The 22611-nt window shown below is 42.5% G+C and carries 23 protein-coding genes and 1 pseudogene; 16 read left to right on the plus strand and 8 right to left on the minus strand.

Annotation, left to right across the window (positions count from 1 at the left end; genetic code table 11):
• Nucleotides 1-25 precede the first annotated feature (25 nt).
• A pseudogene (locus P5G61_RS12950) lies at nt 26-678 on the minus strand (MBL fold metallo-hydrolase); the annotation flags it as partial.
• A gap of 206 nt (nt 679-884) precedes the next feature.
• On the opposite strand from P5G61_RS12950, the gene P5G61_RS12955 reads away from it, so the two are divergent.
• The gene (locus tag P5G61_RS12955; RefSeq protein WP_024629995.1) at nt 885-1154 is read left to right on the plus strand and encodes a WGxxGxxG family protein; all 270 of its coding nucleotides are present in this window, start codon (nt 885-887) and stop codon (nt 1152-1154) included.
• Between the two features lie 695 nt (nt 1155-1849).
• Here the strand turns inward: P5G61_RS12955 and P5G61_RS12960 are convergent.
• Entirely contained in the window at nt 1850-2479 is a 630-nt protein-coding gene (locus P5G61_RS12960; protein ID WP_301246869.1) for a LysE family translocator, read from the minus strand.
• Between the two features lie 417 nt (nt 2480-2896).
• Between P5G61_RS12960 and P5G61_RS12965 the strand changes: the two genes are divergently transcribed.
• The gene (locus P5G61_RS12965; protein ID WP_024629997.1) at nt 2897-3268 is read left to right on the plus strand and encodes a winged helix-turn-helix transcriptional regulator; all 372 of its coding nucleotides are present in this window, start codon (nt 2897-2899) and stop codon (nt 3266-3268) included.
• Nucleotides 3269-3328: 60 nt separating this feature from the next.
• Here the strand turns inward: P5G61_RS12965 and P5G61_RS12970 are convergent, their stop codons facing one another.
• Both P5G61_RS12970 and P5G61_RS12975 read right to left on the minus strand, forming a co-directional pair.
• A complete protein-coding gene (locus tag P5G61_RS12970) occupies nt 3329-4399 on the minus strand; it encodes an SDR family oxidoreductase (RefSeq protein WP_301246871.1) in 1071 nt (356 codons plus the stop codon).
• 264 nt (nt 4400-4663) lie between these two features.
• Nucleotides 4664-5539, minus strand: a complete 876-nt coding sequence (locus tag P5G61_RS12975) for a 2-dehydropantoate 2-reductase N-terminal domain-containing protein (RefSeq protein WP_301246873.1) — start codon at nt 5537-5539, stop codon at nt 4664-4666.
• A gap of 159 nt (nt 5540-5698) precedes the next feature.
• On the opposite strand from P5G61_RS12975, the gene P5G61_RS12980 reads away from it, so the two are divergent.
• The 7 genes from P5G61_RS12980 (at nt 5699) to P5G61_RS13010 (ending at nt 12293) form a co-directional block, all read left to right on the plus strand.
• A complete protein-coding gene (locus P5G61_RS12980) occupies nt 5699-6037 on the plus strand; it encodes a TetR/AcrR family transcriptional regulator (protein WP_301246874.1) in 339 nt (112 codons plus the stop codon).
• Nucleotides 6030-6332, plus strand: a complete 303-nt coding sequence (locus tag P5G61_RS12985; protein WP_301246876.1) for a hypothetical protein — start codon at nt 6030-6032, stop codon at nt 6330-6332. The genes P5G61_RS12980 and P5G61_RS12985 overlap by 8 nt, the downstream gene beginning before the upstream one ends.
• A 263-nt stretch (nt 6333-6595) precedes the next feature.
• Nucleotides 6596-7228 carry a LysE family translocator gene (locus tag P5G61_RS12990; protein ID WP_301246878.1) on the plus strand — a complete coding sequence of 211 codons (633 nt, stop codon included), beginning with the start codon at nt 6596-6598 and terminating at the stop codon, nt 7226-7228.
• A 253-nt stretch (nt 7229-7481) separates the two neighbouring features.
• Entirely contained in the window at nt 7482-7718 is a 237-nt protein-coding gene (locus P5G61_RS12995) for a hypothetical protein (protein WP_285075593.1), read from the plus strand.
• Nucleotides 7719-8289: 571 nt separating this feature from the next.
• Complete coding sequence (locus P5G61_RS13000) at nt 8290-9519, plus strand: MFS transporter (RefSeq protein ID WP_301246880.1); 1230 nt, start codon at nt 8290-8292, stop codon at nt 9517-9519.
• A 418-nt stretch (nt 9520-9937) separates the two neighbouring features.
• Nucleotides 9938-10123 (plus strand): hypothetical protein, encoded by a 186-nt coding sequence (locus P5G61_RS13005; RefSeq protein WP_301246881.1) that lies wholly within the window; start codon nt 9938-9940, stop codon nt 10121-10123.
• Between the two features lie 238 nt (nt 10124-10361).
• Nucleotides 10362-12293 (plus strand): fructose-1,6-bisphosphatase, encoded by a 1932-nt coding sequence (locus P5G61_RS13010; protein ID WP_301246883.1) that lies wholly within the window; start codon nt 10362-10364, stop codon nt 12291-12293.
• Nucleotides 12294-12452: 159 nt separating this feature from the next.
• Here P5G61_RS13010 and ahlS read toward each other — a convergent pair whose 3' ends face one another.
• On the minus strand, nt 12453-13301 hold the full coding sequence (ahlS, locus tag P5G61_RS13015) for an AhlS family quorum-quenching N-acyl homoserine lactonase (RefSeq protein ID WP_301246885.1): 849 nt from the start codon (nt 13299-13301) through the stop codon (nt 12453-12455).
• 224 nt (nt 13302-13525) lie between these two features.
• Here ahlS and P5G61_RS13020 point away from each other — a divergent pair, with 224 nt between their 5' ends.
• The 4 genes from P5G61_RS13020 (at nt 13526) to P5G61_RS13035 (ending at nt 15954) form a co-directional block, all read left to right on the plus strand.
• Nucleotides 13526-13942: a winged helix-turn-helix transcriptional regulator gene (locus tag P5G61_RS13020; protein ID WP_301246886.1), complete on the plus strand. Its 417-nt coding sequence runs from the start codon at nt 13526-13528 to the stop codon at nt 13940-13942.
• A 501-nt stretch (nt 13943-14443) separates the two neighbouring features.
• A complete protein-coding gene (locus tag P5G61_RS13025) occupies nt 14444-14590 on the plus strand; it encodes a hypothetical protein (RefSeq protein ID WP_301246887.1) in 147 nt (48 codons plus the stop codon).
• A gap of 70 nt (nt 14591-14660) precedes the next feature.
• Nucleotides 14661-14792, plus strand: a complete 132-nt coding sequence (locus P5G61_RS13030) for a hypothetical protein (RefSeq protein ID WP_301246888.1) — start codon at nt 14661-14663, stop codon at nt 14790-14792.
• A gap of 145 nt (nt 14793-14937) precedes the next feature.
• The gene (locus P5G61_RS13035) at nt 14938-15954 is read left to right on the plus strand and encodes a phosphotransferase enzyme family protein (RefSeq protein ID WP_301246889.1); all 1017 of its coding nucleotides are present in this window, start codon (nt 14938-14940) and stop codon (nt 15952-15954) included.
• A 521-nt stretch (nt 15955-16475) separates the two neighbouring features.
• Here the strand turns inward: P5G61_RS13035 and P5G61_RS13040 are convergent.
• The 3 genes from P5G61_RS13040 to gap all read right to left on the minus strand — a co-directional run bounded on the left by P5G61_RS13040 (nt 16476) and on the right by gap (nt 19023).
• Nucleotides 16476-17456 (minus strand): NAD-dependent epimerase/dehydratase family protein, encoded by a 981-nt coding sequence (locus P5G61_RS13040; protein WP_301246891.1) that lies wholly within the window; start codon nt 17454-17456, stop codon nt 16476-16478.
• Between the two features lie 142 nt (nt 17457-17598).
• Nucleotides 17599-17910 (minus strand): hypothetical protein, encoded by a 312-nt coding sequence (locus P5G61_RS13045; protein WP_218671850.1) that lies wholly within the window; start codon nt 17908-17910, stop codon nt 17599-17601.
• 102 nt (nt 17911-18012) lie between these two features.
• Nucleotides 18013-19023: a type I glyceraldehyde-3-phosphate dehydrogenase gene (gene gap / locus P5G61_RS13050; RefSeq protein ID WP_301246894.1), complete on the minus strand. Its 1011-nt coding sequence runs from the start codon at nt 19021-19023 to the stop codon at nt 18013-18015.
• 222 nt (nt 19024-19245) lie between these two features.
• Between gap and P5G61_RS13055 the strand changes: the two genes are divergently transcribed.
• From P5G61_RS13055 to P5G61_RS13065, 3 genes are all read left to right on the plus strand, one after another.
• Nucleotides 19246-19845 (plus strand): TetR/AcrR family transcriptional regulator, encoded by a 600-nt coding sequence (locus tag P5G61_RS13055; RefSeq protein ID WP_079345354.1) that lies wholly within the window; start codon nt 19246-19248, stop codon nt 19843-19845.
• Between the two features lie 768 nt (nt 19846-20613).
• Nucleotides 20614-21189, plus strand: a complete 576-nt coding sequence (locus tag P5G61_RS13060; RefSeq protein ID WP_301246896.1) for a TetR/AcrR family transcriptional regulator — start codon at nt 20614-20616, stop codon at nt 21187-21189.
• Between the two features lie 203 nt (nt 21190-21392).
• Nucleotides 21393-22433 carry an NADH:flavin oxidoreductase gene (locus tag P5G61_RS13065; protein ID WP_301246898.1) on the plus strand — a complete coding sequence of 347 codons (1041 nt, stop codon included), beginning with the start codon at nt 21393-21395 and terminating at the stop codon, nt 22431-22433.
• Nucleotides 22434-22611: the final 178 nt, after the last annotated feature.

Below are 22611 nucleotides of genomic sequence, written 5' to 3' on the forward strand. Positions count from 1 at the left end.
TAATTGTATCCTAATAGGATGTTGTTTAATTAACGTACTTTCCATAATCCGGGATGGCTATTTGATCAAATTCATTAACCAGTTTTTCCAGACTTGCTGTCAGTAATTCACCGGATATCGGCAACCCGTGACCTGTTACAGCGCTGACTGGCTTTAATTCCTTGAGTTTAATAACAGATTCCTTTGCAGATCTCCAATCTGTTGTTAAATAGCGAGGGGGGCCACTGATCTCCAACTCCTGGGTGATTACTTTATACATATATTCTTGCTTCACAGTAGTGAACGCATCACCTGCAATTAACGCTCCATCTCGCTTCCGGAAATACGAAACATGACCCGGAGAATGTCCTGGGGTATGAATCCATGTAAACCCTGGCATGTGAGGGACAGTTCCGTCAGAAGGTAACGCATGTATGCTGCTCCCAAGGTTTATCGGATCATTTGGGAATGAACCGGACATCTTTGCTACTAAACCACCTTCAACCGTAGGGTCTGGTTCAGGGTAGCTCTTTTTCCCCGTGAGGATGGCATCTCCAGTGGATGTGCATAAACGGGAACTCCCCACATCTTGACAAGTTCTATTAAGCCGCCGACATGATCAAAGTGTCCGTGGGTCAAAATGACTGCTTGAGGTTTGCTATTTACACCAAAACGCGCCTCAATAACAGAAATAATTTGTAATCAGTTCCGTAATGTATTTCTTGTTTCATGGGGCGCTTCCTCCTCGACATGATTGAATAACCTTGCGGTAGTTTTCTCAAAAAGACTGATTTCCAAAAAATATGAGCATCAAAATAATGACTATAGATCCATAATCATTCATGGAATAATGTCTTGGTTTTGGGGAGAACTTAATCTCATCACAATCAAAGGAGGTTGGTATTATGAAAAAACAATTAACAACTGCTGTAGTTTCAGTATTATTGATGGCTACTTTAGCTGTTCCTGCATCTGCTCACGATGTGAATGAAGCTGCTGTTGATGGAAGAGACAATAACACATACCATTACAACAGCAACAATTATAATCCAAATACCGTAAGAGCAAATTCAACAGATGACGGTAAACGTATGGACTGGGGATGGCTAGGGTTGCTTGGATTATTAGGTTTAGCTGGAATGCGTAAAAGAGTACCTGACCATTCAGATCGATAATTGGTAATTCACTTCAAGTACAATAAGTTTAAATTCCGTATGTAAAATAACAGTTGAATGATCTGTTTAACAAAAAGAGCCTCATCAGAAAACGGATGGGGCCTTTTTGGAGGATAGTGAAGGAGTCGAGCCTTTGAAAACCTCAGATGTTGTTTTCTGATCATTAAATTTAATGAATCTATAGTTCACTTTTAGCCTAACTTGCATAAAAATGGTGAGGCTCTAAAGTAACAAGTTTCTTTAAGATACACGAAAGACCGGTTTAGTCTCGACGGCCTTAGACCTCGTTACATAGGAGATTACGATGGTGCAAGTGTTGATTATTGAATCACATACCAGTAACGATACTGATGGTGGTTTCTGGAGCATTATGGCCAAATTGTTGAGGGACAAGAACATATTCCCATTTTAGTCGCTATTTTAGCGGCTTTTTATTTTATCAATACAAGTCTTGTCCCAAGAAAAGGTCACCCACTGAATCGAATACAGCTACGGACTATCGTCTTCGTTGTAAAGGAAGTCTAAAAAGTAGTCAAAGCTGCTGTTAAGAAGGCTGCTAAAAAGGTCGCTGAAAAAAAAGTAACTCAAGTAATTGTAAAGCAAGTAAAAAAACACACAAAGGGTACAGAAATCTAGCTGAAGAGCTAGGTTTTTGTACCCTTTATTTCACTCCACTATGTTGCCTAACAGGTCATTTATCGTCGCTGAACAGCCAGCTTAACGGCAAGTCCAGCGAGTACACCGGACATGATCCAGCGCTGTGCCTTAAGCCATGTCGGGCGCTTTCCGAACCAATTGGCGATCTTGCTTGCTGTAAGAACAATAAGGAGGTTCACTGTAAAACTGATTAGAATTTGCGTTAAGCCCAGAATTGCACCTTGTGCAAGTAAGGAGCCTTTTTCAGGATTCTGAAACTGAGGTAAAAGTGAAATATACAATACCGCAATTTTGGGATTAAGCAAATTGGTTATGAAGCCCATCAGAAATAGTTTTTTGGGCTTCTCCATTGGGAGAGCAGTCGGTTCCAGTATAGTCGTAGAGCCAGGCTTAATCATCTTCCACGCGAGCCAAAACAAATAAGCCGCTCCCGCCCACTTCATTGCCGTATAGATAATCGGAACGGTATTGAATATGGCGATTAACCCCAGCATAGACGCAATGAGATAAACGCCAAATCCCAGCATAACCCCCAACAAAGATATAATGCCGGCCTTACGCCCTTGCGCAATGGAACGTGAGATCAGGTAAATCATATTAGGGCCGGGAGAACAGACCATCCCCAGTGATACAACTCCAAAAGCAAATAATGTTCCTAGACTAATCAATGTCGTGTGCCTCCCTATAGAAGCTATAATGTCTATGGTAGGTTATCATAATTACAAGTTGGATGTATACCATGAAGTATTACACAACTGAGGAAAATTAGCGGAGATATAGACTAAATAAAAGGGAAAAACGTTCCAACTTCACTCACCTTGTGAATATAACGTTATCTGAACGATTCGCAATGATTATTTTTTGAAGGGATAATTAAATTGTCTAGGGACAAAATCTTATTCCGATTGAAGTCGCTATTTTAGTGGCTTAAGCTAACGGACAGATTAGTCGAATGGGTGATAGAATAAAGGAGATTACAATTACAGGAGGACACCGATTTTTACCATTAATATAATACTTTTTTATATGATGTAACAAAGGGTACCTGTACTTTAATTTATTTTGGAAATGAGGCTGGATGTGATATGCATGAACCAATCAGAGTTTATAACACGGCAGTTGAAGCTCTTCTTGAAGTGATTGGAGGCAAGTGGAAGCCGGTTATTTTATTCCATCTTACCTTTGGTAAAAAACGTAATGGGGAATTGATGAAGCTGATACCTGCCATTACACAGAAGATGTTGACACAGCAATTAAATGAATTGATGGAGGCAGGGATCATCTTACGTATTTCCCATAACCAAGTTCCGCCAAAGGTGGAGTATGAGTTAACGGAATATGGGTGGAGTCTTAAAGAGATTCTTCATCTGATGTGCAGATGGGGGGATACACATGTAGAAAAGGTTTATGGGGATCGAGGGAAAATCCTGTTCAAACCACCGACTTCTAACCTTTGAAGAACATAATAAGCCAATTCCTGATTATTAGGAATTGGCTTATTATGCATTATAATTCTTTTAAGGGATGATCTTGCGCTCACGTAGGTCTTTAAATATATTCATAAACATACTTTCAGTTTCAACAAATTCGTAAAATCCGAAACGGCGAGCTTTGGAACCATCTGCGAAGAAGTCATAGTCCCAAGAGAAGACGAAGTCACCGAATACCCAAGAAGAGACCGCTTCATAGGGAGTATTCATTAAACCATACTTTTCAATCATTGAATTCCAAAGTGGTTCTTTATCTGCCATCGTTGTTGCAAGTGAGAGGGGGAGTGGAGGTGCCGTTTCCAATTCAAAAAAAGCAGCGATTTTGGGCCAAAGTTCATTCCAGCGAAACAGACCACCGTTGGTAATATTGAATGCCTGGTTGGCACAGCGCGGATCGGTTGCCGCCTTGACTGTCGCGCGAGCGAGAAGTGATGCATCTGTCATTTCAAGAAGGGAATGAAAAGCTCCCGGTCTGCCCGGAAAGCGAAGCGCTAAGCCAAGCTCCTTAGAGATAGAAGCATATATTCCAATCACCATAGCTAAGTTCATTGGATTACCGAGAGCAAATCCACATACAACAGACGGGCGCATGGCTGACCAGGTCCAGCTGCTTTTAGGCTGCCGATTTTCGAGAAACTGCTGCTGATCGACATTGAATTCAGGAGGCATATGATGAGCATCGGTTTCTCTTGCGGGTGTTTTAAATGGACCCAGATGTGAACCGTAAACCTTATAGCCCTGCATTAGACTGATATGTTGAAGGTTTGGTGCGATTGGTTCGATGGTATTTACCACATTGACAAGCATCGCAAGGTTAGGCTGTACCAGTTCCGCCCAGGTTGGACGATCCTGATAAGCGGCATAAAAAATATGAGTAACCGACGTTAGATCAGACAGTTTCGCTTTGGTATCCGCTTCGCTTAATAAATCGGCCGATATATAACGTAATCTAGGAGTATCTTTCCCTCCACGACGCGATACACCAATGATATTCCATTCCGGGAGTGTCATGAGATATTCAATAAGATTTCCTCCAATCACACCTGCAGCACCTATGACTAGTGCAGTGTAATGGGGAATAGATTGTTCAGTTTTCAATGGACATTTCTCCTTTCTCTTATGCTCATTATTGTGGCTGAGAATAAGAGAGATGAGAAGTACGCACCTCAAAGTGATATAGGAACTTAAAAGTAATATATGTACAGGTAGTAGGTGCTGTAGCGTACGATGAACATCCTACACGAGCTACATAATGTAAAATTCTCTCTGCAATTTCATTAAGACAAGTTCTTGTGGCGATGGATAATATCAGCCGTTTGCCATCCTTTTTGGAGTCTATGGGATGTCATCGCCGGGCGGATATCATTTTATGAAAATCTCGTCTAATAACATTATTTCCGCTTTTTGGCTGATGGCATGGTTCCCAAGCTTTACATCAATTATGAAGTCATTGCTCAGCATCTGGCGGTAACTTGAAATAATATCGTTGTCAGGTAATTCTCCCATTTTCTTCGTTTCGGGAGGGATTACCGGAATGCCGGCTTGCTCTACCAGTTTGATGTTTTGTTTAATACCTGCGGCAATCTTGCTTAGAGTACTTACACTTCTTGCTGTATCTATATCCACCATTCCGTCATTTGTATAGAAATGCTTGTTGACGATTGCCAACGCAGTATGTGAAATATGGAATGCTTGAATGTCTTTTTGAATCTCATAATGCAAATCCACTGATTCAAATATTTTAGCAAGCTCTTTTACTCTTTCGGTCGTCAGTCCATTTATTTCACCAAAAATGGTTCCTTGATGTTTTTCGGAACCGAATTGGGCGTATAGAACATCTTCTTTGATGTCTCCACCGGCGCCCGGGAATCCCGGAAGTAAGCGATCTCCCACGATTTCAAGCCAAGAGTCATATCCAATGGTGTTGGTCAAGGTGACGATGGTCTTGCTCCGATTATGCTTGATCGCAGACAGGGCAGATTCGGCCTGATCATATCGGACTGGGACCAAAATGAAATCATAAATGTCGTCGTTATCAAGCTTTTCTATCGTCTTGATCGATATTTGCTTTATCGTTCCATTATCGTTGTATTTCAGTCCGTCCCTTTTCAGCGCCTCCAGTCTCTTTCCTCGTGCCAGTAAAGTAACGTCCAGTCCTGACTGTGCGAATCGGAGTCCATATACACTGCCAACCACGCCGGCGCCAAATATCAAAAGTCTATGTGGTCTGGTGTTCAATATGATCCTTCCTTTCAAAGAATTATTCACAGATTGTTTAAGCAACCCTGTTTGATAAGATGATATTATCGTATGCTTATGATTTCAACCGGCAGAGTTAGAGGAAAGTTGCATAGGCAACACATTGTGATAATTGATGTTTAATAAGGAGACATAGAAATGGTAAATCAGGAAGATCCGAGGGTGCTGCGTACACGACAGTTAATTAGAACGGCGTTCAGAGATTTGCTGCGGAGAAGGGGATTTGATGCAATCACCATCAAGGATATCGCACAGGAAGCAACCATTAACCGCGCCACCTTTTATGCTCATTTTGAAGATAAATATGCTTTGCTTGACGAAGTTACAGAACAGGCTTTTCATGAGATGATTCCTGAGCATGTGGCGAATGCACAGGAGTTTACGGATGAAATATGTGACCAATTGATCTTGCTGACGCACCAATACATCGTAGATTTTTTATCGGATCTGCAGAATAGATTCCAATTCGATGGCTAAGCTTGTCGATGAAAAAATAAAGAAAATGCTGCAGCAAACCATAGAAAGCATTTTTCTGAAAGGGGATACCCCCCATGGGGCGGACAGGCATCATATAAAAATCGCGGCGGCCATGACAGGTTCAGCGATCTATGGTGCTGCGCATTATTGGTTAAATGTAGAGGAAAAGGAAAGAACCGATGTGCTTATAGACATTGTTCGCCCTTATGTAATGAACGGTCTGGGCTGTATCGCAATGGCGATGAATACAGATGAAAAACGAGACTGTTCAGATAGGAACGATGGTGTACCATAAGTTACACACTCGTTACTGCGAAAGTTGACTTACAAGAACGAAACCATTCTTGAATGCACTTTTTTGCTCTTCAAGATTGAAAGGATCGATCTCATTAAATGTATTACATATAATCAAGTTGCTTTCTCTTTTCTAGAATGCGGATACAGAGACCAAAGTGAGTAATCCGCTGGAACACTGGATCAATAAGAGATTGACAACAAAGCATTTTTACAATTAATATTACACTTTCGTGTGAAAATAATTGAAAGGTGGTGTTTTCAATGTATGGAATAATAAATTTTGAAATGTTTTTATTTGCAGGAATTTTATTAAATCTAATCCCAGGTGCTGATACCATGTACATTGTAGGAAGAAGTATTTCACAAGGTAGAAAAGCTGGTGTGTATTCTGTTTTTGGTATTATCAGCGGTTCCTTAATCCATACTTTTTTAGTTGCTTTCGGTTTATCGCTTATACTTACAAAATCCGTATTTGTGTTTAATTTCATCAAAATACTTGGAGTCATTTATTTAGTTTATTTGGGTATTAGAATGCTACTTGATAAAACAAATGCAAGTTTCAATGCAACTGAATTAAACAAACAAAATATAAGAAAGATATATATACAAGGGTTATTGACAAGTCTGACGAACCCTAAAGTTTCATTATTTTTCATTGCCTTTCTTCCACAATTCATCGGTACTCAAGCGAGCGGTCCAATCCCTTTCATTATTTTAGGTCTTACATTTTCGTTCACTGGTTTACTATGGTGTCTGTTCATTGCGCATTTTTCAGCATACGTTATAAGAAAAATAAAAAATAACCAAAAAGTTAGCTTTTATTTGACTAAAATTACAGGGGTAGTTTTTATCGGACTAGGATTAAAGCTTCTTCGTACAAAGGCCCCAAACTAATTCTCATGTGTTAAGAAAGATCATTCTGAACAAAATAGTGCCAGCAATCAATGTTTGTGCAAGAAATGTATACAAAGTGGGTGTCGAGGGACAAGAATATAGTCCGATTGAAGTCGCTAATTGAGCGGCTTTTTTGTTTTATCGGTACAAGATGATGTCCAAGTAAGGACATCATCTTGTACCGATTGCCGGGAACAGTATAAGGTATTATTAGTGCTAAAAGTAGGGATTTCATTGTGAAGGGAGACAAAAGATGTATAGTTACGACGAATTCACCGAAGATTTAAATCTCGGACATGAAATAGAATTTATCTTGAATGATACTCATTTTTTAATCAGTTATAATGAAAGTGGTTGGTACTGTATTAAGAAAAATGAAGAAGCACGAATTAAGTACGAATCAGTTGAACAACTATTAAATCAAGTTAAGATTAATGGTAAAACATTAAAAAGTTTATGGGGAAATATCATTGTGAGTGACGTGTTTTGACTAAAATTAATCAAAAGGCCATTCCATGTAAACAAATAAAACAATCTTGAATTTTTTAACCCCTGTTGATATGTCGAGGGATAAGAACATGTTCCCATTGAAAGTCGCTATTTTGGCGGCTTTTTTATTATATCGGTACAAGTTCGTGTCCCGAACCAAGGACAAGAACTTGTACCGATTCCCGGAATGGACATGAACATAGTCCGATTGCCCACTTAGATAACCAAGGAATTCTAATGTTTTAGAGGGATACCCGGTGCTTTACATCAGTTTTCTGTTAACTTAGCAGTTTAAATCAAGCTAACGGGATAAGATAAATAAATAACATAAGAAGGCAGCTGACGGACGTAATCGGCTGCTTTTATTCAACTAACGGGCAGTTTAGCGCGTTCCTATAGAAATTAAAACAAGAACAAAGGAGATGCACTCTGAAAATTCAGTCTTTAGTATGAGGTGAACGATGAGGAAGTCCGTATAATTAGGAATTGAAAGGAGAGTCATATCTTACTCGAAATGGGAATATTTTCGGACAAATTGGAGGTTGAAAAGATTGGATAGGCACGAAAAAAACATGAATGTACCAAGCATGTTTCGCAATCGGTTCCTGCAGACGATTTTATTATCAAGCGTGCTCCTGCAGGTTGGCATTTGGGTACGTAATTTCGCTATTCTCCTGTACGTTGCGGATAGAACAAACAATGATCCATATGCCATTTCGCTAATCAGCGTAGCCGAATTCGCACCAATTTTTGTTTTTTCGTTCATCGGAGGTACATTTGCCGACCGCTGGCGGCCGAAGCGAACGATGATCTGGTGCGATTTATTATCTGCAGTATCGGTATTTGTAGTACTTCTGACCATACATTACGGTTCTTGGCACTCCGTTTACCTTGTCGCATTCATCTCGGCTATTCTTTCGCAGTTCTCTCAACCTTCAAGTATGCGTTTGTTTAAATATCATGTGCCCGAAGAACAGCTTCAGCAAGGGATGGCTCTATTCCAATCGCTGATGGCCATCTTCATGGTGCTTGGTCCTATGCTCGGAACCTTCGTTTACAGCACGTTTGGGCTTGAAATATCGATCGCTGTCATGGGCTTAGTTTTTCTGCTCTCTGCACTCGTTCTTATTCGTCTGCCAGAAGATCGTATGCAAGCTCAAACCGTTGCTGTAAAAGGGCAGTTCCGTAAAGAATTCATTGAAGGTTTCCGCTATGTTTGGCAAAGCCTAGTACTGCGGATGCTCGGACTTGCGTTTATTCTCGCGGGACTGGCTGTTGGCGTAGCCCAAGCGCTCAACCTGTTTATCGTAACGGAACGACTGGGCAGAAGCGAGGAGTTCTTGCAATATCTGCTAATGGTGAATGGCGCAGCTATGCTGATTGGTGGCGGAATCGTAGCCGTCTTCGCCAAGCGGGTTCCGCCGCAGGTTCTTCTTGCGATAGGTATGATCGCAGGTGGAGTCTGCACAGCCATTGTAGGATATTCGACAAGCGTTCCGCTGACCCTGACCGTTCAATTTCTGAATGGACTTGTTTTCCCTTGCATTCATATTGGGATCAGCACAATGATTCTGAAATGGTCAGAGGCTTCGATTGTCGGCCGGGTAAATGGGGTTCTGAATCCGATGTTCGTTGGCATGATGGTCGTTTCCATGTCTTTCGCTGGCGCGTTAAAGGGTGCCTTTTCGCTGAGTACGATCTATGGTGGTGCAGGATTATTATTTCTTCTTGGCGCACTGGTCATGGTTCCGATCATGAACCAAAAAGCGCCGAATAACGCACATATTGCACAAGAGACATAAGTTGGCGATATCTATAAGTTTTTAACGAAGAAGAGCCGGCCATGAAAAAGTGGTCGGTTTTTACTCAATGTATACCAGATCGGATACTTCAACAGCAGTCCAGGTACCAAATACCATGAAGAAGAGGCATACCTGCCGTTTGCCAAAACGCCGACCGCCATTACGATCAAACCATATACATTGACAGTGAAAAAGGATTGGACCGTGATTTCAGACAGCAAGGGCCAACCAGTCAAAACCTATCATAAATATCTTGAAATAACGATCCCGGTCGTTCAATAACAAGCCGTGCCCGTTAGCGCAATGGGGCTGAATAGAAAAGAAGCGATTCTCCCCAAGTAAACGGTACCCTATAGAGTAGACATTTCCAAAAGTCTCTCTATGGGGTATTTTTATATATACTGTGAAAGAGACAGGGATGTGGAAACAAATTTTGACCAAGAACAAGGTTGAGTACTGGATCTATGATGTTACATTAGCCAAAGATATTGTAGAATTAGGTGCAGCATTACGTGATAAGAGGTTGGAAGAACCTTATTACGCCGAAAATAACTTCTCACCAAGTGATGCAACTGTAAGCCTGAACAGATTGTGGTCAGACTAGCGTCTTTAGGAGCAGTTTGCAACAGAGGGTTATACTATGATGGGAGAAGGCGATGCTGATATCACCACATAAATAATTTTATTTTTATTGTTAACCATACAGGTGAAGAGGTTGGCATTCCGAAAGACCAATATTCCGTATGTGAAAAATCATTGATAGAGCGGATTTAAATGTGGTTGAATAAAGCTTTTGGACCCGGCTATACATCACCATACTTACTTGAAGGGGGACATCTGTTTTGGATGAGCAGTTTCTAGATTTATTGGCCGAGAAATATGATACGGAAGAAAAAGTCATAACAGAGATCATCAACCTTGAAGCGATCTCCAATCTTCCCAAGGGAACTGAGCATTATGTCAGTGATTTGCATGGGGAGTTTCATGCTTTTCAGCATGTACTAAGAAACGGTTCGGGTAATGTAAAGGAGAAAATCAAGGATTTATTCCGTGAGGTTTGGACAGATGATGAAATCAATGATTTTGCGGCTTTAGTTTATTATCCGGAAGAAAAAATACAGTTGGTTAAAGCAGACCTGTGTAATAAACAAGCCTTGAACCGGTGGCATAGACAAACGATTGAACAAATGCTTAAGCTCGTTTCTTATGCCTCTTCCAAATATACGCGCTCGAAATTGCGTAAAGCTCTGCCGGAGCAGTTTATCTATGTTGTAGAAGAGCTTCTATACAAAACGGATTTGACCAACAATAAGGATCCTTATTATGAGGAAATATACCGGCAAATTATCTCCTTGGGCCAGGCAGACAAGCTCATTATCGGTCTAGCTTATACGACCCAGCGCCTAGTGGTTGACCATCTTCATGTGGTTGGAGATATCTATGACCGGGGGCCGGACCCCGATAAAATTATGGACACGCTAATCAACTATCATTCTGTAGACATTCAGTGGGGGAACCATGATGTCCTGTGGATCGGCGCCTATGCGGGTTCCCTGGTCTGCCTTGCGAATATTATCCGGATCGGCGCCAGATACGACAATCTGGACATCATCGAAGACGTATACGGAATCAATCTTCGCCCACTGCTAAACTTGGCGGAGAAATACTATGATGACAATCCGGCCTTCAGACCCAAGCTGCAGTCCGACCATAACGGTTCGGAGCAGGAAATCCTGCAGATTACCAAAATTCATCAAGCTATTGCCATGATCCAGTTTAAGCTTGAAATCCCGATTATCAAGAGACGCCCATACTTTAATATGTCTGAAAGACTTCTGCTAGAGCAGATTGATTACGACAAAAATGAAATCAAAATCGGCGGAAAAACGTACCCGCTGGAAAACACCTGTTTCAGAGCCGTAAATCCGCAGCAGCCTGAACAATTGCTAGAGGAAGAACAGGAAGTGATGGAAAAGCTGCTGTTTTCCGTGCAGCATTCCGAAAAGCTGGCCAAACATATGAATTTTCTTATGAAAAAGGGCAGCCTTTATTTAAAATATAACGGGAATTTGTTAATCCACGGCTGTATTCCTTTGGATGAAGAAGGAAACATGGAAGAAATGCAGATTGAAGACAAGACGTATTCGGGCCGTCAGCTGCTTGATGTTTTTGAATATTACTTACGTTACTCCTTTGCGCATCCGGAAGAGACAGATGATCTAGCGACGGATATGGTATGGTACATCTGGACAGGGGAATGTTCCTCGCTCTTTGGAAAGCGAGAAATGACCACTTTTGAACGGTACTTTATCCAGGATAAAGAAACCCATAAGGAGAGAAAGAACCCTTACTACTATTTACGTGAAAATGAGGATATCTGCCGAAAAATCCTGCTGGAGTTTGATTTGAATCCGGATCATGGACATGTCATTAACGGTCACACGCCAGTTAAAGAAACTCGTGGAGAGAACCCCATTAAAGCCAACGGGAAAATGGTTGTCATTGACGGCGGTTTTTCCAAGGCCTATCAATCTACAACGGGCATCGCCGGATATACTTTGTTGTTTAATTCCTTTGGCATGCAGCTCGTCGCCCATCAGAAATTTAATTCAAAAGAAGATGTGTTATGCAACGGAACGGACGTAATGTCTGTAAAAAGACTGGTGGATAAAGAACTGGAACGGAAGCTGGTGAGGGAAACCAATGTTGGGGAGAAGCTGTTGCAGAAAATTTCAAATTTGAAGGACCTCCTGGAATATCGCTACATGAAATAAAAAAATACTGAAAGTACTAAAAGCCCCCCACCCCAGGGAGGCTTTTAAGTTCTACTTAAAAAATGTCTGCAAATACGATTATTGTTCTGGAGGGCTTCTTCCATTTCGGTCTAGAACCGGCAGCCTTCAGATCAATTTTTCCGCTATGGGAAGGTTCGATTATTCATAATAGCCTTCAGTAGATTTTCTCATGCTTCTGAATTGATCCGCATCATGCCCGAACCACACTTGGGAATTCGTTCGGGCAGCCAAATTGCGAATTTTCTCCACTGTATTTCGGTAGCCGATCAAATCATAGATTATACCAGGTGGCTTGACCGGAGGACCAAAACTTTCCGCAGTATAAATGGCATCGGAAGCTAGAATGATTCCGCCGGTTTCTGGCATTTCGATCTGGAGACCTAACATTCCCCAGGCATGACCGCTTCCGAAATTTAAGATTTTGATACCAGCCACCAGATCCAGATTGTCTTCTCCCGGTTTGATCGTTTTCCACTGCAGCTGGTTTTTGATCCATGCATCAATATCAGCCCACACATAGGCTCCTTCTTTTTCATTGCGGGCGTAGGTCTGCAGTGCTCCGTTAAACTCATCTTCATGGACGATAATGGTCGCATTCGTGAACAATTCGAGGCATCCTGCATGGTCCAGATGCAAGTGGGAGGCAACGACATACTTGATTTCCTCGGGTCTAACCTTAAGCTGCTCCAGCCGGTTATGCAGGTAACATTCCTCACTTGCTACCCATGGAGACGACTGTTGGGTCGACTGTGCCCAGCGCCCTTGAGCGCCCATCGAGTTTGGGTTGCAGGCGGTATCAAACAAAATTTTCCCCTCAGGATGATCAATCAATACCGTATAAATTGGAAATTCAACAAATTGTGTCTGGGCATTCGGATTATTAATGGTTGCTGGATTATGCATGGAGATGATCCAATTTTTATCCATGCTCATTCGACCGTTATCCAATACATATAGCTTGGGACGCGTTTTATTAATATTTGTCATGTTATTTATCTACCTTCGAAGTAATCCAGTACAAGGCAACCCCTTTCGGGAGCAAAACTTCTTAGACACCCGAGTTCACCCTTAAGCAGTGTGTTTGCTATGGCAAATCTAGCTCAAGCTGCTCAATGCTGGTATAGACATACAGTAATGCAAAAAATAAAATGATATAAGTAGGCACTTTAAAGTGTCCTGGGAACTTCATAGTGCATAGGAGGGGGAACATTTTGGCACATTCATCAACAACAACTAAACAATCTAATATTTCGTTATCCAATTGCGGCTATAGCAAAGTTCTTGACATTATCTCTGACAAGTGGACTGCACTTGTTATATATGCCATGGAAAACGGTAAAATCAGATATGGAGAAATGCTGCGGAGGGTTGAGGGAATATCTAAAAAAATGCTTACCCAAACGGTGCGCAAGCTGGAGCGTGATGGTTTGGTTCAACGACATATTACTCCTACAGTACCTTTAATTGTCGAGTATTCACTAACCATATTAGGGGAAACCTTGCTTCAGCCGATGAAAGAGCTAAGACAGTGGGGAAGAGAACATTACACTCAAGTTGTAGAGGCGCGAGTTCAGTATGACTCTGCTAATACTAAGGGTACACATGAAGCCGACAGCATAAATGGATGAACTTTCAGTACATTCAGGGTGAAAAGAATGTCATTCGGTGAAGATAGCGTTAATGACGGTAACGAGTAGTCGAATACTGATCGAGAGCCGAACGATAATTGGGAGCAGGCTGTTCATTTGGAAACCACAGGCATTCTTAGCCGGCACAATGAACGATGTGGATTGGATCGGTATCTAACGCTTTGAGGTTAAAAAGGCTGGAGATTGGTTGGTTGTTTTGCAAACTGTTCAGAAGCAAGGTGCGGCTTGGGTGCTTTTCCGAGTCTAATACTTTATTTTATTTGAACACAAGGAAAAAATCCTTTTACAATCATTGTCAGTAGGTTATAATACAGTCACCAGATGGATTACCCGACAAAAGAAGTGAAATATTGTAATTGATTAGTGGAGTCCACCATGTAAATTTAGGTTGGATTATCTCCTTTTCACAGTCATGTAGTCACCCTCGGCTCGTCATAGTCTTGAGCCGCTTAGTACATAATTGATATCGGAGGTATGGTTATGGTCAAGAAGAAAATTTCCACAGCCCTCAACGCAGCTTTAATCGTTTCTATGCTTGCTACTGGCGTAATAGTCGCTATCCAAGGTAAAACAACGTTAGAGGTAGCGAAGACAGCAGGGGATAAAAAGGTTGAAGTTATTAAATGAAGAAGCTAGGTGCGACTCTAGTAGTCCCAATTAGGGGGATTCGAAGCACCTGATGCGGAAGGCACTGAAGATGATAAAGGCAACTGTCACGGGACAAGTACATATTCCAATTGAAGTCGCTAATTTAGCGGCTTTTTTTGTTTTATCGGTACAAGTTCGTGTTTCAAGCCAAGGACAAGAACATGTTCCTATTACCGATTAGGCGTATAACTAACCGGTATTTTGTCGTATTTTCATTAAGCTAACGGCGTTTTTGTAGGGGGGAAGAGAAATGTTTCCGGTAGTCGCGCACTTTGAGCAAAAAACTACACAACTACTTAAATTATGAATGAAAGAAGGTATAGAAGATGATACGAGAAATTAAAGAGCAATTCACTGAAGAGATCCTTACTGAAGCAATAAAGCGATATGACATTAATAATGACACCGTTCGTTTATTGGGCGGTTATGAAAGCTTTGTTTATGAATACCAGAAAAACAATGCGTTTTTCATATTAAAAATCTCACATACAATTAGAAGATCAAGAAATAATATACGGGGTGAAATTGAATTTTTAAATTTTTTGTCGAATAAGGGACTGGCAGTTTCAAATGCTGTTCCATCGACCAGGGGTAATATGGTTGAAGAAATTGCTGCAGAAAATGGGTCGTTCCTAGCCATTTCATACGAAATGTCTCTTGGAAAAGAAGTGACAGATGCAGATTGGAATGAATCGCTTTACGAAAAATGGGGCGAATTTCTGGGGAAAATCCATCATGCGACTAAAGGTTATGAATGGAGTAATCCGGCGTTTAAACGACAAGCTTGGGACCAAGAAGTTCAATTAAAGGCGGAGAAATACCTGCAACCTGATGATGTAATGATTTCAATTCTAAAAGAAAGATTAACAAAACTTACTTCTCTGCCCAAGTCCAAAGATACATACGGTTTGACTCATACTGATTTTCATCAAAGTAATTTTTTTCTGCATAAAGGAGACATTTATTTGTTCGATTTTGATGATTGTGGTTATACGTATTTCGTAAATGATATTGGGATTACATTGTATTATGCACTCTCTTATCCGTTTAAGGAATTTGAAAATAAAACGGAATATTGTAAATTGTTTTTCCGCCATTTTATGAAAGGATATCTGAAGGAAAATACAATCCAAGAAGAAGAAATAGTATATTTACAAGATTCTATTAAACTTCGTCATGCATTGCTGTATGTTTATTTTCATCAAGCAAACGATGTGTCAAATTTGAATGAAAAATCAATGAACTGGTTAAAAGAGCTTCTACGAGTAGCCGCTTCTGATGAACCTATGCTGCCGATTGATTTTGTTCAAGAATTTAAAAGCATTTATAATAGTATTCATTAACCTGGGAGCATCGCATTTTACAAACGTGCTCCCGGCTGTAATACTGGAAAAGGGCACAGTTGGGCTTAACTCTGCAGAAATAAATGAAGGATTTCTTCATTTAAATTGCCTGATATGAGATTCGGTAAATGCAGCAATTAAGACTTTTCAAGAACTGACGTGTTATAATGATAAGCATTTAGTCATTGGTGATATGCTTGAACTTGGTTTGATCATAAAGAAGAGTTCCACCGAGTAATTGGTAAAAACCTTGACCCGGATAAAATAAACTTTATTTATACATTGATTGATTCAATATCCGATACTTAATGAAGTAATCACTAAACTTACGGAACAATTTAGTTCAACAAATAAAGGAAGGAGCAGCTCGCCGGCGGCGACTGCTCCGTTTTTTATTACGCTAATAAGCTTTTGCTGATCTGTAGTGCTCTTCTTCGTCGAACGCTGCCTACCACATTGGCCTAAAGAGCCATTCCAGAGAACAACTTACCATCGATTGTCGTGGTTTGCCCTCCAAAGCCCTATCGTTGAGCAGATGGTTCCTCGTAGCTTTGCAAGCCGGCGTCACGCAAAGTTCTTCCGACATAGCCCAACTCTCGACGTGCAGCGGCATCGTTGACGGTGAACTCACGCCCAATCATGCGTATCATCGAACGTGAGATCGGCGGATCGCCGTTTTTCCGCGTTACGGCCCAGGTAGTGTCGAACAGACGGCCAATGGCAGAGGCGAGCCAGTAGGGCATCGAACGCAGCTTATCGATGGACAGGCCCTGCAAGTTCGCAATCGAGACGACGAACTCACGGAAAGTCTGCCCTTCCTGGTCTTTGATGAAGAAGGCATGGCCGCCTTCTCCGCGTTCAAGAGCGCATTGTATGGATTCAACCACATTGTCCACATGGCAAGTTGAAAAAGCGTAATCACCGCGGTCGATGAACGCGAACTGTCCAGATCTGACTGCTTCGGGAAGCGCTCGGCTAAACGGATCACCAGGCCCCCAGATTGCGGGTGGGCGAAGCGCGATCGTGCGAAAGCCGGGTTTGTTGGCTGCCAGAACCAATGAATCGGCCTGTGCCTTGCTCGCCAGGTAGGAGGAGAAGTGGTTCCGGAAAGTCGGCGCGCTTTCATCAGCGTCGTGGATGAGCGTTCCGCCGTTATCCATGTGGATCCCCGCCGCACTGATGTAGATGAATGTCTTCGCACAGGCGGACTCGGATGCCTTCAGCAAGGCTGCAGTGCCATCGACGTTGGTACGGAAGAAGGGTTCGCGAGGCCCTGAAAAGCGGAAAAGGGCGGCCGCATGCACAACCGCATCGATCATCGGTAACACGATTGGCGTGCTGCTTTCGAGATCGGCATCGACCGGTATCGCACCCATGGCCTTGAGTTTGGCGTGAGACGATATAGAGCGTGTGAGGGCGAAAATCTGGTGACCATCCTCCACGAGCTTCGGGATCAGGCGGCCGCCGAGCAGGCCGGTGCCTCCCGTCACGAGAATTTTCATTGTGATCATCCTTTCGGTTCGGAATTCAGGATAGACCGCATGGCGCAACCGCGGATTTGCTCAAGAACCGCAGAAGTGGGTGGCTCTCCACCTTGCGTAGCCGAGCTGTGACGTGAAGCAGGGATGCAGCATTCGCAGACGCCTACATGAGCACAACCACCTCGACCGTCGGTGCGAGCCATCCCTCGGCTGCGATGCGTTGTATCAGGAGCGTAAAGGCCAGCTCGGCAGCGGGAAATTCAGCGCCGTAGAGAACGCGGCTCATCATCGCTACGTAGGGCCGTGGACGAGCTGCCGCTAAGCGCACGTAATCGTCCCAGCCTTCGCACAGCGCTATCACCGGATCGGCGCATTGGGCCGCAGTCCTTTTGCTTTCGAGCAACTGCGCGAAGGCTTCCACAATGGCGGCGCTCAGAAGCCCGTTGGCCCTTCCGAAGTGATGGTACACCTTCAACCGACGCGACTCCCGTCAAAACCAGAATAATGCCGAACAATCGATCATCATATTGTGGGGTGCATCCTTCATAGAATTTTCCTTCTATCCATCATTTATTGTTTATCTAGCAATCTTAGCGAAGTGCTCCAGAGTACGAACCAATTGGGCTGTATAAGACATTTCGTTATCGTACCAAGCTGCGGTTTTCACCAATTGCTGGTCACCGACTGTCAGAACTTTCGTCTGCGTGGCGTCGAAGAGCGAACCGAATGTGATGCCTTTGATATCGGAAGAAACGATTTCGTCTTCCGTGTATCCGAAAGTTTCTGGATCGGAAGCTTCTTTCATAGCAGCGTTAACTTGTTCAACCGTTACCTTGGTATTCAAAACGGCAACGAGTTCAGTCACGGAACCTGTTGGTACAGGTACACGTTGAGATGCCCCATCCAGTTTGCCCTTCAGTTCCGGAAGAACTAGGCCAATGGCTTTTGCGGCACCGGTGGAGTAGGGAACGATGTTCTCCGCTGAGGCGCGCGCAGCTCGGAAATTGCCTTTTGGATCCGGAGCGTCAAGTGTGTTTTGGTTACCCGTGTAAGCGTGAACGGTCGTCATCAGCCCGGATTGGATACCAAACTTGTCGTGCAGAGCTTTAGCCATAGGGGCCAGGCAGTTGGTTGTGCAGGAAGCGCCGGAAATGACAGTTTCCGTTCCGTCCAGTGTGTCATGGTTCACGTTGTATACGATCGTTTTCATGTCGCCTGTAGCAGGGGCGGAAATGACAACTTTCCTCGCTCCGCCTTTCAGGTGAAGCTCGGCCTGTTCTTTCGTGGTGAAGAAGCCTGTACATTCGAGAACAATATCAACGCCAAGCTCTCCCCAAGGAAGCTCTTCAGGATTCCGCTTAGCCAAAACCTTAACCTCTTTGCCGTTTACTTTGAAGGTTCCGTCATGGACTTCAATGTCACCGTGAAAAGTGCCTTGGGTCGTATCATATTTGAGCAGATGAGCTAACATTTTAGCGTTCGTAAGGTCGTTAATCGCTACAACCTCGACGCCTTCCACATCTTGAATTCGGCGAAAAGCTAGTCGTCCGATTCGTCCAAAACCGTTTATACCTACTTTTACAGTCATTGAAAAATCCCCCTATAAGTTTTATTTATTCCAACAAGCGAATGCCTGTAATGAAATAAAAATGGCCCAGCGCTATTTCATTCTAGAATGGCTTATTGTATAATCTAAAAAGAGACCGATCGGTTTCTTTTATATTAGCATGATATTAATGAATTACAAGGCCGAATTGAATAATTCGTTTAAAATAAATGAAATAAAAATAAGGTTCATACGGAGGAGCTCATGAAAAAAGGGGACAGAACACGGGAACATATCATTATGAAATCGGCTGAAATTTTTAACCAGAGAGGATATGCCGGTACATCGCTAAACGAAATTATTGCCGACACAGGAATTAAGAAGGGGGGCATCTATCGACATTTTGCCAGTAAAGACGAGATAGCGCTTGAAGCCTACAATTATGCTGCCGGTATGGTCGTCAGAAAATTTTCTGAGGCGGTCGATCAAGAGCAGTCTGCGTCAGGAAAGTTGGTTGCTTTTTTTCGTGTCTATGAGAATGTCGTCAACGATCCACCATTTATTGGCGGATGCCCCATGCAGAATACAGCTGTAGAAAGTGACGATACTCATTTAGAGCTTTGTGGTCAAGCAAGGCAAGGGATGCATACCTTCTTGGATATGATGAAAAGTATTATTCGTGACGGCATTCAAGCTGAGGAGTTTAGGGAGGATCTGGATGTAGATGCGCTAGCATCATTTGCATTTTCTTTGTTGGAGGGAGGGATTTTACTCAGCAAGTTGGATGGGGATAACAAGCACATGCTAATGAATATAAAAATCTTCTCGTCCTATTTGCAGCAATGCTGCTTAAAGACCAGTTAATCTGGTGTACTGGCACATCGGAATGGAGCTGTGCATCATCGATGACAACTACATCCTTAATCATAAATTGAATGAGCTGATTGAATGTTGGAAGGAAGGGCGGTACAGATAGCATAGTTGTGCATCCGGAAACAAAAAGAGAACTTGAGCTTCTAACAAATCCTAAGGGAGAGAAAAACCATTGAGCTAACGGGAAACGTTAGCTCTATAAAACAGCAACAGTCTAGGACTTTATTTATCGTCCACGGTTACCGCTGTTTTTATAATTGTGGCTAGTCTAATACATGTCACGATATCTGACGATTTAATAATTCGAAAACCGTCTTATACCAATTCCGAAATGCTGTCTGCAAAAATGCCTGCTATTTACATTAATCACCATTGCAAACCTGAACCGTTACGTTGAGAGCAGAGAACAACTGATGGTCCATCGGGGGATTCGAGCCATAATGATTTATTGGACAGGGGTAAGTAACAGCGTATTTTCAAACAAGTTGATAATAATCTGTTACTTATTTTCACGTTTGATCCCTTGAGGAATTTTGTGGAACAATTTAAATCAAATGATTCAAATCTCTTTTTTGTTTAGTTTATGGAAGGACCGTTTAAAAACGTACATATGAAGCACCTGTCTTCACACTTTGGGGAGGATCGGTGCTTTTGTTCATTTATATAAAAATTTATGTTTATCCATTGTAACCATCCTCTTTAAAATAGGATGTAATATCAGTTATTGACTGCATGGTCAATAACTGATATATTACTCCCATGAGTAGACCAAGAGAATTTGATGTCGATCGTGTATTATACCAGTCTATGGAAGTGTTCTGGAATCAAGGCTTCAAAGCAACTTCTTATGAGGACCTTACGCGTACTACAGGAGTCAAAAAGCAAAGTTTGTACTGTGTTTTTAAAGACAAGCGATCCTTGTTCCTGAAGGCACTGGCACTTTACCGTGAACAGGTTGTAGCGAAACTGAAGGAGATTGAAGCCCTGGATTCGTCTCCAGGTGATAAACTGGATGCCTTACGATATTCCCTTTTAGACGATGAAACTGGATGCCAAGGGTGTCTAATTGTGAATGCATCACTCGAATTCGGAACAGATGACGAGCAGGTCACACGCGAAGCTGAGCTCATGGTAGAAGAGGTTCAACTGGTATTAGAGAAGATTATAAGTAGTGGCCAGAAACAACAGTTAATTTCCAACCGATATACGAGTATAGAGCTTGCATCTTATCTAAATAACACCATTCTTGGTGTGAGAGTTATGGAGAAATCAGGTTCATCCCGTGAACAGATCGAGACGGTTCTGCGTACTTCATTTGGCATGATCATGTCTTGATCTTTTTTTTGTGAAATTCTTGACTACGAAGTCAAAAACAATTGAAGGCGGATTAATACACCACGAAACCTTGAAGGAGGTGGGGCTTTTCGATAAAAATCGTGTATTGATTCATTTGGAAGTAACGTCTAGCTGTTAACCAGGCTAGTTGCTGTTTAACAGCTTAGGTCAACTTATATAAAACAAAATATGTGGAGGTTATTATGAATTACTCTCAATCCGTAGAAGCATTGTTCCAACCTATAGAGTTAGGTCACTTGAAGTTATCCAATCGGATCGTGATGGCGCCGATGACGCGTCAATTTTCTCCGGACGGTATCCCGGGTTCGAATGTTGCTGGCTATTACCGCCGCAGAGCAGAGAACGCAGTGGGGCTTATTGTGACGGAAGGGACGATAATTAATCACCCGGATGCATCCAATCAAGCCAATGTGCCGCACTTTTATGGGGAAGCTGCAATGAATGGCTGGGCACATGTTGTATCTGAAGTACATGAAGCTGGCGGACGAATTATTCCACAGATCTGGCATATGGGAGCGAAAGGTCATGTTAATGATTATTCGGAAGCTGAGATTGCTACAATCGTTCAGGAATTCGCACAAGCAGCCTCAGAAGCGAAACGTGTTGGGTTCGATGGTGTTGAAATCCATGGAGCACACGGCTATCTGATCGACCAATTCCTGTATGAGAAAACCAACTCTCGTACGGATCGTTACGGTGGAGATATGATGGCTCGTACACGTTTTGCAGTTGAAGTGATTGAGGCTTGCCGTGAAGTAGTGGGACCGGAATTCCCGATTGTACTGCGTTTATCTCAGTGGAAGTCAGATGATTATCAGGCTAAATTGGCTGAAACACCGGAATTACTGGAGCAGCTTCTCGCACCGTTGGTTCAAGCTGGAGTCGATATCTTCCACTGTTCCACTCGCCGTTTCTGGGAGCCGGAATTCGAAGGGTCTGATCTGAATTTTGCTGGATGGACCAAAAAACTGACTGGCAAACCGACAATCACCGTTGGATCGATTGGTCTTGATGGTGACTTTACAAGTCTGTTCACAGAAGGTAAAGGCGCAAGTAACGTCGGTATCGATGGATTGGTACAACGACTTCAGAATGATGAGTTTGATCTGGTTGCTGTAGGACGTGCTCTTCTGGTCGACCCTGAATGGGCTAAGAAAATTCAAGAAGGACGTACCGATGATCTGGTTCCATTTACAAGAGAGGCGATAACCGTACTTACTTAATTGCAGTTATACTCATTAGGAATATGTATATTATAAAGAAAAGCAGTGACAGACCAACGTAGCGGTTGGACTGACCCCATAACGTGAGACAAATAAAAACACCTTCAAGAGAATGAAACCTTGTCGTAAGATAGGGAGATCATCTTGGAGGTGTTTTTGTAATGGCAACCGGAGTGAG

It is taken from the genome of Paenibacillus vandeheii (genome assembly GCF_030433635.1).
Classification (GTDB): Bacteria; Bacillota; Bacilli; order Paenibacillales; family Paenibacillaceae; genus Paenibacillus; species Paenibacillus vandeheii.